At 68.2% G+C, this 12285-nt stretch carries 14 protein-coding genes; 9 read left to right on the forward strand and 5 right to left on the reverse strand.

The features are described 5' to 3' along the window. Positions 1–38 precede the first annotated feature (38 nt). From ACZ5RK_RS10665 to ACZ5RK_RS10675, 3 genes are read right to left on the reverse strand one after another with little or no spacing between them, the layout of a single operon-like run. A complete protein-coding gene (locus tag ACZ5RK_RS10665) occupies positions 39–962 on the reverse strand; it encodes a ribose-phosphate diphosphokinase (protein ID WP_054647150.1) in 924 nt (307 codons plus the stop codon). Between the two features lie 18 nt (positions 963–980). Continuing rightward, the gene (gene mtnN, locus ACZ5RK_RS10670; protein ID WP_464909148.1) at positions 981–1643 is read right to left on the reverse strand and encodes a 5'-methylthioadenosine/S-adenosylhomocysteine nucleosidase; all 663 of its coding nucleotides are present in this window, start codon (positions 1641–1643) and stop codon (positions 981–983) included. Beyond that, on the reverse strand, positions 1640–2107 hold the full coding sequence (locus ACZ5RK_RS10675) for an S-ribosylhomocysteine lyase (RefSeq protein WP_054647897.1): 468 nt from the start codon (positions 2105–2107) through the stop codon (positions 1640–1642). Before ACZ5RK_RS10675 ends, mtnN begins: the two co-directional genes overlap by 4 nt. 34 nt (positions 2108–2141) lie before the next feature. Between ACZ5RK_RS10675 and guaA the strand changes: the two genes are divergently transcribed. The 4 genes from guaA to ACZ5RK_RS10695 are packed head-to-tail and all read left to right on the forward strand — an operon-like array spanning position 2142 to position 4902. Beyond that, positions 2142–3653 carry a glutamine-hydrolyzing GMP synthase gene (gene guaA / locus ACZ5RK_RS10680; protein WP_464909149.1) on the forward strand — a complete coding sequence of 504 codons (1512 nt, stop codon included), beginning with the start codon at positions 2142–2144 and terminating at the stop codon, positions 3651–3653. Further along, positions 3653–4219 (forward strand): Uma2 family endonuclease, encoded by a 567-nt coding sequence (locus tag ACZ5RK_RS10685; protein WP_054647362.1) that lies wholly within the window; start codon positions 3653–3655, stop codon positions 4217–4219. Before guaA ends, ACZ5RK_RS10685 begins: the two co-directional genes overlap by 1 nt. Positions 4220–4240: 21 nt before the next feature. Next, on the forward strand, positions 4241–4528 hold the full coding sequence (locus ACZ5RK_RS10690; RefSeq protein WP_054647361.1) for a glutamine synthetase/cystathionine beta-lyase binding protein: 288 nt from the start codon (positions 4241–4243) through the stop codon (positions 4526–4528). Then, positions 4528–4902, forward strand: coding sequence for a VOC family protein (locus ACZ5RK_RS10695; RefSeq protein ID WP_054647360.1), 375 nt, complete (start codon positions 4528–4530; stop codon positions 4900–4902). Before ACZ5RK_RS10690 ends, ACZ5RK_RS10695 begins: the two co-directional genes overlap by 1 nt. A gap of 133 nt (positions 4903–5035) precedes the next feature. On the opposite strand, the gene ACZ5RK_RS10700 is transcribed toward ACZ5RK_RS10695, so the two are convergent. Together ACZ5RK_RS10700 and ACZ5RK_RS10705 are read right to left on the reverse strand one after the other, a co-directional pair. Further along, the gene (locus ACZ5RK_RS10700) at positions 5036–5755 is read right to left on the reverse strand and encodes a hypothetical protein (RefSeq protein WP_464909150.1); all 720 of its coding nucleotides are present in this window, start codon (positions 5753–5755) and stop codon (positions 5036–5038) included. A gap of 9 nt (positions 5756–5764) precedes the next feature. Continuing rightward, positions 5765–7843 carry an ATP-dependent helicase gene (locus tag ACZ5RK_RS10705; RefSeq protein ID WP_464909151.1) on the reverse strand — a complete coding sequence of 693 codons (2079 nt, stop codon included), beginning with the start codon at positions 7841–7843 and terminating at the stop codon, positions 5765–5767. 34 nt (positions 7844–7877) lie between these two features. Here ACZ5RK_RS10705 and ACZ5RK_RS10710 point away from each other — a divergent pair, with 34 nt between their 5' ends. The 5 genes from ACZ5RK_RS10710 (at position 7878) to ACZ5RK_RS10730 (ending at position 12214) form a co-directional block, all read left to right on the forward strand. Then, positions 7878–8774: a phosphohexomutase domain-containing protein gene (locus ACZ5RK_RS10710; RefSeq protein ID WP_464909152.1), complete on the forward strand. Its 897-nt coding sequence runs from the start codon at positions 7878–7880 to the stop codon at positions 8772–8774. Further along, positions 8771–9724, forward strand: coding sequence for an MBL fold metallo-hydrolase (locus ACZ5RK_RS10715; protein WP_464909153.1), 954 nt, complete (start codon positions 8771–8773; stop codon positions 9722–9724). The genes ACZ5RK_RS10710 and ACZ5RK_RS10715 overlap by 4 nt, the downstream gene beginning before the upstream one ends. A gap of 65 nt (positions 9725–9789) precedes the next feature. Continuing rightward, positions 9790–11436, forward strand: coding sequence for a long-chain-fatty-acid--CoA ligase (locus tag ACZ5RK_RS10720; RefSeq protein WP_464909154.1), 1647 nt, complete (start codon positions 9790–9792; stop codon positions 11434–11436). 9 nt (positions 11437–11445) lie between these two features. Next, positions 11446–11652 (forward strand): dodecin, encoded by a 207-nt coding sequence (locus ACZ5RK_RS10725; RefSeq protein WP_054647066.1) that lies wholly within the window; start codon positions 11446–11448, stop codon positions 11650–11652. A gap of 112 nt (positions 11653–11764) precedes the next feature. Further along, positions 11765–12214, forward strand: a complete 450-nt coding sequence (locus ACZ5RK_RS10730; RefSeq protein WP_464909155.1) for a DUF2267 domain-containing protein — start codon at positions 11765–11767, stop codon at positions 12212–12214. Positions 12215–12285 lie beyond the last annotated feature (71 nt).

Consider the following 12285-nt stretch of genomic DNA (forward strand, 5'->3'; position numbering starts at 1 on the left):
CCCTCAGGGGCACACAAAGAAAAGCTTACCACATCCCCCTAGATGAGGGCGCTCACCGACTGGTTGGTGTGGACGTGGCGGATGGCCTGGGCCAGAAGCTCCGCCGTGGAGAGCACCGTGTAGCCCCCGTCCTTTAGGGGGATGGTGTCGGTGAAGACCACCTCGCGGATGGCGGGGTGGGAGAGGTTCTCCCGGGCCTCCCCCACCAAGACGGCGTGGGTGGCCATGACCACCACCTCGGGCAAAGCCCCCGCCTGGAGAAGGGCCTCCACCCCCCGCCTTATGGTTCCCCCGGTGGAGACGATGTCGTCTATGAGGAGGGGCCTTCTGCCCTCCACGTCCCCGATGACGTAGGTCACGGAGGTCTCCCTAGGCCCGTGGCGGCGCTTGGCCAGCATGGCGAAGGGAAGCCCCAGGCGCTCGGCGAGCCTTCGCGCCTCCTCGGCCCGGCCGGCGTCCGGGGAGACCACCACGGCGTTTTCCACGTACCCCCGCTCCTCGAGGTAGCGGGCGAAGAGGCGCACCGCCGAGAGGTGGTCCACGGGGATGTCAAAGAAGCCCTGGATCTGGGGGGCGTGGAGGTCTATGGCCATGACCCGGTGGATGCCCACCCGCTCCAGAAGGCCCGCCACCAGCCTGGCGCTGATGGGCTCCCGGCCCTCGGTCTGCTTGTCCTGGCGGGCGTAGCCGAAGTAGGGGATGACGGCGTTGATGCGGGAGGCGGAGCTCCGCCTTGCGGCGTCGGCCAGAAGCAGAAGCTCCATGAGGTGGTCGTTGACCGGGGGGCAGGTGGGTTGGATGAGGTAGACATCCTCTCCCCGCACGCTCTCCAGAAGCCTTACCCGCACCTCCCCGTCGGGGAAGCGGCCCACCAAGGCCTTGCCCAAGGGAACCCCCAGGGCCTCCGCCACCCTTTGGGCGAGTTCCGGGTGGGCCGTCCCGGTAAAGATCTTCACCTCCATGACCGATGGACCCCACCTTCATTCTACGAGGGCTTTGGCCAGGAGGCCCAGGCGCCTCGAGGCCTCCCGCAAGAAGGCCAGGAAGTCCCCTGGGGCCCCCTCCCCCGCCCCGTCGGTGACGGCGCGCACCAGGGCCATGGGGTGGCGGAAGCGGAAGGCCACCATGAGGGCGGCGGCCCCTTCCATCTCCACGGCGTCCGCCCCGTGGAGGGTGCGAAGCCTCCCCGCCTCCGCCCTATCCGCCAGGAAGCGGTCCCCCGTGGCCACCACCCCCCGCCTCGCGGGAAGGCCCAAGGCCCTGGCCGCCTCCTCCGCCCGCCGGAGGAGCCCCGGGTCCGAGGGGAAAAACCGCACCCCCATGGCGGTCTCCCCCGGCTCCCGCCCAAAGGGGGTGAGGTCCACGTCCCACTGCACCGCCCTTTCCGCCAGGAGGAGGTCCAAGGCCCTCAAGGAAGGGTCCAGGGCCCCCGCCACCCCCAGGAAAAAGCCCGCCTCGGGGGCGAAGCGGGTGAGGACGTGGGCCACGGCCATGGCCGCCGCCACCTTACCCACCCCGGTTTCCGCCACCAAGACCCCTTTTCCCCGGTGGAGGGGGAAGGGGGCCTCCAGGGCCTCCCCCGCCCCCAAGGCCTCCCGGAGGGCGGAGGCCTCCTCAGGCTCGGCGGCGAAGAAGGCGGTCACCTCGCCTCCAGGGGAACGGTGGCCTGGACCCTAAGCCCCGCCTGCAACACCTTCTCCGCCCAGGCCTTGGCGCCAGGAAGGTCATGGTCCCGGTAGTTGCCGCACTCCTTGAAGCTCGCCCCGGGGACCTCCCCCTCGTGGGCGAGGACGTCCTTCAAGGCCTGGGCGAAGGCCTCGAGGACCTTTTCCTCCCCCACGGGGCCCTCCACCACCAGGTAAAACCCCGTGCGGCACCCCATGGGGGAGAGGTCAACGACCCCCTCCAGGTGGTCCCGGAGGTAGCCCGCCAGGAGGTGCTCCAGGGTGTGCAAAGCCCCCGTGGGCAGGGCCTCCCGGTTGGGCTGGGCGAGCCTCAGGTCGTACTTCTCCACCACGCCCCCCGCAAGGGGCTTCCTCCCCGCCAGGCGCACATAGGGGGCCCTTACCTTGGTGTGGTCCAGGCTGAAGCTCTCCACCTCGGCCATGGGACCATGGTACCAGGGAGTGTAAACTGCCCCCATGGTGCTCGTGCTGGACTTCGGTTCCCAGTACACCAGGCTCATCGCCAGAAGGCTTAGGGAGCTAAGGGCCTTCTCCCTCATCCTCCCCGGGGACGCCCCCCTGGAGGAGGTGCTTAAGCACAACCCCCAGGCCCTCATCCTCTCGGGGGGGCCGAAAAGCGTCTTTGACCCCGGGGCCCCCCGCCCCGACCCCCGCCTCCTCTCCCTGGGCCTCCCCGTCCTCGGGATCTGCTACGGGATGCAGCTTTTGGCCCAGGAGCTGGGCGGCAAGGTGGAGCGCGCCGGAAGGGCCGAGTACGGCAAGGCCCTCCTCACCCGCTACCGGGGCCCCCTCTTCCGGGGCCTGGAAGGCGAGGTCCAGGTCTGGATGAGCCACGCCGACGCCGTCACCGAGCTTCCCCCTGGGTGGCGGGTCTCGGCGGAGACGGAGGAAAACCCGGTGGCCGCCATGGAGTCCCCGGAGGGCCGGGCCTTTGGGGTCCAGTTCCACCCCGAGGTGGCCCACACCCCCAAGGGGATGCAGATCCTGGAGAACTTCCTGGAGATCGCCGGGGTCAGGCGGGACTGGACCCCGGAGCACGTCCTCGAGGAAGCCCTTAAGGAGGTGCAGGAACGGGCGGGGAAGGACCGGGTGCTCCTCGCCGTCTCCGGCGGGGTGGACTCCTCCACCCTGGCCCTTCTCCTGGCCCGGGCGGGGGTGAACCATCTGGCGGTCTTCGTGGACCACGGGCTTCTGCGCCTGGGGGAGCGGGAGGAGGTGGAGGGGGCTTTAAAGGCCCTTGGGGTGAACCTCCAGGTGGTGGAGGCCAAGGAGCGCTTCCTGAAGGCCCTAAAGGGCGTGGAGGACCCCGAGGAAAAGCGCAGGGTCATCGGGCGGGAGTTCGTGTCGGTCTTCTCCCAGGTGGCCCGGGAAAGGGGGCCCTTCCGGTTTCTCGCCCAGGGCACCCTCTACCCGGACGTGATCGAGTCCGCCGGGGGACACGGGGCGGCCAAGATCAAGAGCCACCACAACGTGGGGGGCCTCCCCGAGGACCTGGAGTTTGAACTCCTAGAGCCCTTCCGCCTCCTCTTCAAGGACGAGGTGCGGGAGCTCGCCCTCCTCCTCGGGCTTCCCGACCCCATACGCCTGCGCCACCCCTTTCCCGGACCGGGCCTCGCCGTGCGCGTCCTGGGGGAGGTCACGGAGGAAAGGCTCGGCGTCCTCAGGCGGGCGGACGACATCTTCGTAAGCCTCCTTAAGGAGTGGGGCCTCTACGAGAAGGTGGCCCAGGCCCTGGCCGTCCTCACCCCCCTGAGGAGCGTGGGGGTGGCGGGGGACGAACGGCGCTACGGCTACGTCCTCGCCCTTAGGGCCGTCACCACCGAGGACTTCATGACCGCCGACTGGGCGAGGCTTCCCCTGGAGTTTCTGGACGAGGCGGCCCGGCGCATCACCCGGCGGGTGCCGGAGATCGGCCGGGTGGTCTACGACCTCACCTCCAAGCCCCCGGCCACGATAGAGTGGGAGTGATGGGCGAGCCTGCGAGGCTTAGGCGGCTTTCCCCGGAGGAGTACCTGAAGGAGGAGGCCACCTCCCCCGTCAAGCGGGAGCTCGTGGAGGGGATTCCCTACGCCATGGCCGGGGCGGGCCGGGCCCACAACCTCATCGTGGGCAACCTCCACTACCTCCTCTACCCCCTGGCCCGCAGGAAGGGGTGCCGCCTTTACGTGGCGGACATGAAGCTCAAGGTGGGAGAGGCCACCTTCTACTACCCGGACCTCATGGCGGTCTGCGCCCCACCCCCGGAAAACTCCTTCTACGAGGAGGCCCCTTGCCTGGTGGTGGAGGTCCTCTCCCGGACCACGGAGGGGGTGGACCGCAGGGAGAAGCTCTGGCGTTACCTCTCCCTCCCCTCCCTCCAGGCCTACCTACTGGTGAGCGCTCGGGAAAGGCAGGTGGAGCTCTACCGGAAGGGAGAAGGCGACCTGCTCCACCAAGTGGCGACAGAAGGTGAGGTACCCCTTCCCTGCCTGGAAGGGAGCCTGCCCGTGGAGGAGGTTTACGCCGGGGTGGTCCTCGAGGGCGAGGAGGGGTAGACTAGGGGAAAGGAGGTAAGGATGCCCACCTTTATCGTCCTCAGCACCCTCACGGACGACGGCGCCGAGACCCTGGTGAAAAACCCTGAGCGCATCAAGGAGGTGAACCAGGAGCTGGAGCGGGACTTCGGGGTGAAGGTGGTGGCCCAGTACGCCGTGCTCGGCCCCTACGACTTCGTGAACATCGTGGAGGCGGAAGACGCCGCCAGCGTGGCCCGGGCCATGCTCCACCTGGCCTCCCGGGGAAGCGTGAAGACCATGACCCTGGAGGCCATCCCCGTGGCCGACCTCATCGCCCGGCTCAAGTAGTGGAGGTCCTGGAAACTTCCGTCTACGCCGAGGACCTGGAGAAGGCCCGGGCCTTCTACGAGGGGGTTTTGGGGCTTCCCTGCTTCCAGTTCAAGCCGCCCCGGCACGCCTTCTTCCGCGCCGGGCGGGGGGTCTTTCTGGTCTTCAACCCGGACCTCACGGAAAAGGAGGCGGCCCTCCCGCCCCACGGGGCGCGGGGAAGCGTCCACGTGGCCTTTCGGGTGAGGGAGGAGGAGCTTCCCTTGTGGGAAAAGAAGCTCAAGGAGGCGGGCTACCCCGCCTGGTGGGCGGAGTGGCCCCGGGGGAAAAGCCTCTACACCCAAGACCCCGCCGGGAACCTGGTAGAGCTCGCCCCGGCGGAGATCTGGGGGTGACACCACCCCATGCTGGCCCAAGCCAGCATGGGGGCCCCTAGGCAGGCTTCCCCGGGCCGGTAGGGGGAAGGAAACAGGGAGAGGCCGGGATTCCGCCGGGCCCCCATCCCGGTGTAGCCAGGGTGGGGGCGTATCAAAACCCCAGGGCCTCGAGCAGAACCCGCACCCGGAAGTCCAAAACCTCCTCGGGACCATAGACCTGGTGCGCCCGCTCGGCCACGCCCCGCTCCAGGGAGGCGAGGGCGAGCACGGCGTGGAAGGGCTGAAGCCAGTCCAGGGGAAACCCGCCCCCGGCGTAGAGGAGAAGGTCGGCTTTGAGGGCCAAGGCGGCCCCCTCCTCCCGCCGCAAGGCCACGTGCCCCCGGGCCCTTTGCGGCAGGCGGGCCAGGAAACCGTCCCCTTCGGCAAAGCTCGGCGCCACCACCGAGACCTGGCCCAAGGCCCGCAAAAAGGGGGCCAGGGAAGGGCGCAAGGGGCCAAGCCAAAGGGCCCTGGCCCCGGGAAAGCGGACAGAAAGGAGGCGCTCCAGGGCCAGCCCCTGGGTGTAGTGGCCGTAAAGCCCCGAGAGGGCGGGCACCACCAGGTCCACCAGGCCTGCCGCCTCCGCCTCGGCCTCGAGGCGCACCTCCTTGGGCGGGGGCAGGGCCTCCTCCAGGGCCATCCCGGCGAAGTCCAAGGGGACCAGGCAGGACAGCGCCCCCAAGGGATCCTCCCCGGAAGGTACCTCCACGGGATAGGGGAAGAGGGGAAGGCGCAGGGCGGCCACCTCGGCCACCAGGCGGTGGAAGAGAGGGGAGGACCCCCCATGCACCACCGCCAGGGGCCGGGCCTTGGAGTAGAGGGGCCAGACCACGGCTTCCTCCTAGGCCGGGCGGAGGTCGGCGTACTTGAGGGAGAGGCGCTTCAGGCCCACCCCCTCAAAGTGCACCGTGACCTCATCCCCCGCCGCCGCCACCACCGTCCCCGGACCGAAGCGGGGGTGGACCACCCTCTCCCCACCCTTGAAGGCCCCCGGGGAGACCCGGTGGGGGGGCGGGGTGGGCTTGGAACGGTAGGGGTCGTAGACCTCGTAAAGGTTCTCCTCCACCTCCTCCAGGAAACGGCTCGGCCGGGTGGCCTCGAGGCGGCCATAGACCTCCCGCTCCTCGGCGTAGGAGAGGTAAAGCCGCTCCTGGGCCCGGGTCACCCCCACGTAGAAGAGGCGGCGCTCCTCCTCCAGCCCCTCCAGGGTGCTCACGGAGGAGCGGTGGGGCAGAAGCCCCTCCTCCACCCCCACCAGGAAGACCACGGGAAACTCCAGCCCCTTGGCGTTGTGCAGGGTCATGAGGGAAACCTTTCCCTGGGCCTCCCCCGGCTCCTCGGCCCGGGCGGTGAGGGCCACCTTGTCCAGGAAGTCGGGAAGGCTCTCCGCTTCCCTGGCGGCCCTAAGAAGCTCCTCCACGTTCTCCAGGCGGTCCTCGGCGTCCTCGGGGTAGGCCTCCTTGAGGTAGGCCGGGTACTCGGTGGCGGAAAGGAGGTGGCGGAAAAAGGCCTCCGCCGAGTCCAGGGCCAGGTCCTGAAGCTCTTCCAAGAGGGCCAGGAAGTGCCGGACGGGCTCGGGCCGGGGAAGGAGGGCGGCCCCCTCCCGCAAGGCCTCCCAGAAGGGCAGGCCCTTCTCCCGGGCCAAGGCCTCCACCTTGGCCACCGTGGCGGGGCCGATGCCCCGGGGAGGCGTGTTCAGTACCCGCTTGAGGCTCACGGCGTCCAAGGGGTTTAAGCTCACGCGGGCGTAGGCCAGGAGGTCCTTCACCTCGGCCCGTTCAAAAAACCCTACCCCCCCCACCACCCGGACCGGGAGGCCCCGGGAGGCCAGGGCCTGCTCCAGCAGGCGGCTTTGGGCGTTGGTGCGGTAGAGCACCGCCACCCGGTCAAAAGGAGGCCCCAGGCGGGCGATCTCCTCGGCCACAAACCGCGCCTCCTCCCGGGCGTCTCCTGCCCGGTAAAGCCGCACGGGTTCGCCCCCCCGCCTCACCGGGCGCAGGGTCTTCTCCAGGCGAAGGGCGTTCTTGGCGATGACGGCGTTGGCGAAGCGCAGGATGGCCTCGGTGGAGCGGTAGTTGTCCTCCAGGCGGTAAACCTTGGCCGAGGGATAGTCCCGGGTGAAGTCCAGGATGTTCTTGATGTCCGCCGCCCGGAAGGAGTAGATGCCCTGGTCCGGGTCCCCCACGGCCATGAGGTTGGCCTCCTCTCCGGCCAAAAGCCGGGTGAAGCGGTACTGCACGGGGCTCGTGTCCTGGTACTCGTCCACGTGGATGAAGCGGGCCCGCTTCCTGACCCGCTTCAGGACCTCGGGGTCCTCCTCCAGAAGCCTCAGGGCGCGGAGGAGGATGTCCCCGAAGTCCAAGGCCCCTTGCGCCTCGAGGGCCTCTTGATAGCGAAAGAGGACGTCCTGAAGCCTTCCCCGGGAAAGGCCGGCGTAAAACTCGGGAAGCTCCGCGAGGAGGCTCTCCGGGGCCACCCCCTGGTTCTTGGCCCGGTCCAGGAGGCTCTTGATGGGCCCGGGCTTGGCGGCGAGGCCCAGCTCCTTCAACACCTCCTTCAGGAGGGCGCTCTGGTCGTCTTCGTCGTAGACCACGAAGCCCGGCCTCAGGCCCACCCGCTCCCCGTAGACCCGAAGGATCCTCAAAGCGGCGGCGTGGAAGGTGGAAACCCACACCTCCCCCGCCCCCCTCACCATGGCCTTGAGCCGCTCCCGCATCTCCTCGGCGGCCTTGTTGGTGAAGGTCACCGCCAGGATCTCCGAGGGAAAGACCCCTCGCCGGGCCACGAGGTAGGCCACCCGGTGGACCACGGTGCGGGTCTTGCCGCTCCCCGCCCCCGCCACCACCAAAGCGGGCCCCTCAAAGTGGAGGACCGCCTGGCGCTGGGCCTCGTTCAGGGAGGAAAGGAGGGCCTCGTCCACGGGGGTGAGTGTACCACGGGGTAGACTCTAAGGCATGGAGCTCTACCCCACCCGAGAAGGCTTTCTGGGCGAGGTGGCCAAGGGCTTCACCTTCCCGGGGGTGGCCCGCATTGCGGCGGGCTTTGGCCAAAGGCTCCTCCAAGAGGGCGAGGACCAGGTGGTCGTGGGCCACGACGCCCGCTTCCTCGCCCGGGAGATGGCCGAGGAGGCCGCAGGGGTGCTCTCGGGGATGGGCCTAAAGACCCACCTCCTCCAGGGGCCTGCGCCCTTTCCCCTTTTCGGCTACGCCCTCCACGCCCAGGAGGCCGCCGGCCTCTACCTCACGGCAAGCCGCAGACCCCCCCGCTTCCAAGGGGTCAAGCTCCGCCTTAAGGCGGGGAAGCCCCTTCCCGGCGAGGTCCTGGCCCTGCCCGAGGCGCCTCCCGAGGCCAGGGGAGGCTACGCCCTCCTGGACCTCAGGAAGGCGTACTTGGATCTTCTCCTGCAAAGCGCCGGGGAGATACCCAAGGAACGCCCCGGGGTGGTTTACCTGGACGCCATGGGGGGGGCTGGCGGGGGGCTTTTGGGGCAGGCCTTTAAGGCCCTGGGGCTGAGGGCCGAGCTCCGGGAGCTCCACCCCCTCCCCCACCCCCTCTTCTACGGGGCGGACCCCGACCCTAGGCCGGAGAACCTGAAGACCCTCCTCGCCCTCCTCAAGGCCCAAGAGCCCCCGGCCCTGGGCTTCGCCCTGGACGGGGACGCCGACCGGCTGGCCGTCTACCGGGTGGGAGGGGAGGCCGTGGGCGAGGAGGAGATCCTAAGGGCCCTCCGGGAGGCCCTGGGGGGCCTCGAGGTCCAAGGGGACGGGGAAGGGGGCTTCCTCTTCCCCTGGCACCTCCCGGAGAAGGACCCCTACCTGGCCGCCCTGCTTCTCCTCAAGGTCCTCCTATGAAAGAGCTCCTCCCCGGCCTGTACCTCCTGCCCATCCCCATCCCCTACCCCCTGAAGACGGTGAACCTCTACCTCCTGAGGGGTAAGGAAGAGGTGGCCCTGGTGGACAGCGCCTTGGCCACCCGCACCGCCCGGGGAACCTTAGAGCTCTACCTGGCCGAGCTGGGGCTTTGCTTCGCCGACGTGAGGGCCCTTCTCCTCACCCACCACCACCCCGACCACTACGGCCTGGGGGGCCTTTTTGAGGGCCTGGGGGCTGGGGTGTACCTCCACGAGGAGGAACTCCCCCGGGGGCACCGCTTCTGGCGGGAGCCCGAGGCCTTTGAGGCGGCCTCCTGGCGGCTCTTCCTGGACCATGGCACCCCGGAGGAGGCCCTTTTGGGGATCCGGGAGACCCTGGCCAGAACCCGGGAGCGGGTTCACCCGCCGCAAAACCCCATTCCCCTAAAGGACGGAGAGGTGCTGGAGCTTGCGGGAAGGCGCCTTCGGGTCCTCTGGACCCCGGGGCACGCCGACGGGCACGCGGCCTTTTTCCTGGAGGAGGAGGGGATTCTCCTGGCGGGAGACGCCCTCCTGGAGCGGGTTTCCCCCAACGTGGGCCTGTGGGCCTATACCCGGGCCAACCCCCTAAAGGACTTCCTCCGCTCCCTAAAGCGCCTGGCGGAGCTTCCGGTCCGGGTGGCCCACACCGGCCACTTCGGCCCCATCCTCCAGGTAAAAAGGCGGGCGGAGGAGCTTCAAGCCCATCACGAGGCGCGCCTTCAGGCCCTTCTTGACCTCCTGGACCATCCCCAGGACGCCTGGGCCCTTTCCCTCAAGCTCTTTCCCCAGGAGCTGGACCCGGCGGGACGCCGCTTCGCCTTCGCCGAGACCCTGGCCCACCTGGAATATCTGCGCCAAGAAGGCCTCCTCCTGCGGGAAGGTCCCCCCTTCCGCTACTTCCGGGCCTAGGGGAGGATGCCCCTTGCGGACCTCCCCACAGGGGAATAAACTTTGACGCGGTTCAAGGAGGTGGCATGAAGCCCTGGTACGCCCACTACGATCCCGGGGTCCCCAAGGAGGCCCCCAGGCCCAAGCCCTTGCCCCAGGCCCTAGAGGAGACCGCCACCCGCTTCCCCAACCGGGTGGCCTTGGAGTTCTTAGGCCGAAGTCTCACCTACCAGGAGCTTTGGCGCGAGGTGCAAGCCTTCGCCAAGGGGTTGCAGGCCGCAGGGGTGCAACCCGGGGAGCGGGTGGCCATCATGCTCCCCAACTCCCCCCAGTTCGTCATCGCCTTCTACGGCACCCTCCTGGCCGGAGGGGTGGGGGTGAACGTCAACCCCATGTACACCCCCAGGGAGCTCAGGCACCAGCTCCAAGACGCCGGCGCCAAGGCCCTGGTCATCCTGGACCAGCTCCTTCCCCGTTACCAGGAGGTGAAAGGGGAAGCCCCGGTGGCCCTGGTGGTGCGCACGGGCATCCAGGACTACCTGCCCTTTCCCAAGAACCTCCTTTACCCCCTGATGCTCAAGCGCAAGGGACAGTGGCCCCGGGAGGTGGAAGGCCTCCCCTGGCGGTCCTTCCTCCAAAGGGGCAGGCCAAAGCCCGTGCCCTTGGATCTGGACGACCTAGCCCTGCTGCAGTACACCGGGGGCACCACGGGGATCTCCAAGGGGGCCATGCTCACCCACAGGAACCTCGCCAGCAATGCTCTCCAGGTCAAGGCTTGGACCCCCGACTTCCGGGAAGGCCAGGAAGTGGTCCTGGGCGCCATCCCCTTCTTCCACGTTTACGGCATGACCGTGGCCATGAACCTGGCCCTGCTGGGGGGGGCTAAGCTGGTCCTTCTGCCTAGGCCCGAGATCCACGCCATCGTGGAGGCCATCGAGAAGCACGGGGTCACCCACTTCCCGGGGGTGCCCACCCTCTACGTGGCCTTCAACCACTTCCCGGGGATCGAAAAGCGCAACCTAAAAAGCATCCGGGCCTGCATCTCCGGCTCAGCCCCCCTTCCCCTGGAGGTGGCGGAGCGCTTTGAGAAGCTCACCGGGGCCAGGCTCATTGAGGGCTATGGCCTTTCCGAGGCCAGCCCCGTGACCCACTCCAACCCGGTGCTGGGGGAGGTGCGCAAGGGCTCCATCGGCATGCCCCTTCCCGGCGTGGAGGCCAAGGTGGTGGACGAGGAAGGAAAGGAACTCCCCCCGGGCGAGGTGGGCGAGCTCGTGGTCAAAGGCCCCAACGTCATGAAAGGCTACTGGAACCGCCCCGAGGAAACCGCAAAGGCCCTCAAAGAAAACTGGCTCTTCACCGGCGACCTGGCCCGCATGGACCAGGACGGCTACTTCTACATCGTGGACCGCAAAAAAGACATGATCATCGCCGGCGGCTACAACATCTACCCCAGGGAGGTAGAAGAAGTCCTCTACCAGCACGAAGCCGTCCAGGAAGCCGCCGTGGTGGGCGTCCCAGACCCCTACCGCGGGGAAACCGTGGCCGCCTTCCTCGTCCTCAAACCCGAGTACCGGGAAAAGGTCAGCGAAAAGGACATAGAGCGCTTCTGCCGGGAAAACCTCGCCGCCTACAAGGTCCCCCGCATCATAGAGTTCCGCGAAAGCCTCCCCAAGTCCGGGGTGGGCAAGATCCTGAAGCGGGAACTGGCCAAGGAAGTGGGACCCAGGCGGTAAGCTGGAGCCATGGAAAAGGTGTACAAGAAGGTGACCCTGGTAGGGAGCAGCGAGGGGAGCCTCGAGGCCGCCATCCAAGCGGCCGTGACCCGGGCCCAGAAGACCCTGCGCCACGTGGAGTGGTTTGAGGTCAAGGAGATCCGGGGAAGCGTAGGCCCAAGTGGGGTGCAGAGCTTCCAAGTGGTCCTGGAGGTGGGGTTCAGGCTGGAGGAGTAACCCCCCGATAAAACCCGGTACGGGCGAGCCCTCTAAGGACTTTAAGGGGCTCGGGTTTGCACTTTACACAATGAGACTCAAGTGATATGCTTAAACCAAAGGAGGTGAGGGTATGAGCGCCACCGGTCTGGAGGTGTTTGACCGGACCCTCCACAAGACCCACACCTGGCTCAAGGGCATCATGGAGGCCTTGGGCATGGAGGACCGTCACCGGGCCTACATGGCCCTGCGAGCGGTGCTCCACGCCCTACGGGACCGGCTCACGGTGGAAGAGGTAGCCCAGCTTGGGGCCCAGCTCCCCATGCTGGTACGGGGCATCTACTACGAGGGTTGGGATCCCACGGGCAAGCCTCTGAAGGAGCGGCATAAGGAAGAGTTCCTGGCCCACGTGGCCCGGGAGCTGAAGACCCCCTCGGGGCCCGCCCTGGATCCTGAAGCCGCCACACGGGCGGTGTTCCAGGTGCTGGCCCGGGAGATCTCCCAAGGGGAGCTTGAGGACATCCAGAGCCTGTTGCCTAAGGAGGTCCGGGAACTCTGGCCCGCCCAGCCCATCAAGGAATAGTACCTGGGATCTTTCCTAGAATACCCCGCTGCGTCCTTGGCCACAGCGGGGGGTCCTCAATAAGGTGCCTA

This window comes from Thermus kawarayensis JCM 12314 (assembly GCF_055393575.1).

What these genes read in the sequence shown, in the direction of transcription:
- ACZ5RK_RS10665 (WP_054647150.1), bottom strand. Translation starts at nt 962, where the DNA reads ATGGAGGTGAAGATCTTTACCGGGACGGCCCACCCGGAACTCGCCCAA.
- ACZ5RK_RS10675 (WP_054647897.1), bottom strand. Translation starts at nt 2,107, where the DNA reads ATGGCCGAGGTGGAGAGCTTCAGCCTGGACCACACCAAGGTAAGGGCC.
- guaA (WP_464909149.1), top strand. Translation starts at nt 2,142, where the DNA reads ATGGTGCTCGTGCTGGACTTCGGTTCCCAGTACACCAGGCTCATCGCC.
- ACZ5RK_RS10685 (WP_054647362.1), top strand. Translation starts at nt 3,653, where the DNA reads ATGGGCGAGCCTGCGAGGCTTAGGCGGCTTTCCCCGGAGGAGTACCTG.
- ACZ5RK_RS10690 (WP_054647361.1), top strand. Translation starts at nt 4,241, where the DNA reads ATGCCCACCTTTATCGTCCTCAGCACCCTCACGGACGACGGCGCCGAG.
- ACZ5RK_RS10710 (WP_464909152.1), top strand. Translation starts at nt 7,878, where the DNA reads ATGGAGCTCTACCCCACCCGAGAAGGCTTTCTGGGCGAGGTGGCCAAG.
- ACZ5RK_RS10715 (WP_464909153.1), top strand. Translation starts at nt 8,771, where the DNA reads ATGAAAGAGCTCCTCCCCGGCCTGTACCTCCTGCCCATCCCCATCCCC.
- ACZ5RK_RS10720 (WP_464909154.1), top strand. Translation starts at nt 9,790, where the DNA reads ATGAAGCCCTGGTACGCCCACTACGATCCCGGGGTCCCCAAGGAGGCC.
- ACZ5RK_RS10725 (WP_054647066.1), top strand. Translation starts at nt 11,446, where the DNA reads ATGGAAAAGGTGTACAAGAAGGTGACCCTGGTAGGGAGCAGCGAGGGG.
- ACZ5RK_RS10730 (WP_464909155.1), top strand. Translation starts at nt 11,765, where the DNA reads ATGAGCGCCACCGGTCTGGAGGTGTTTGACCGGACCCTCCACAAGACC.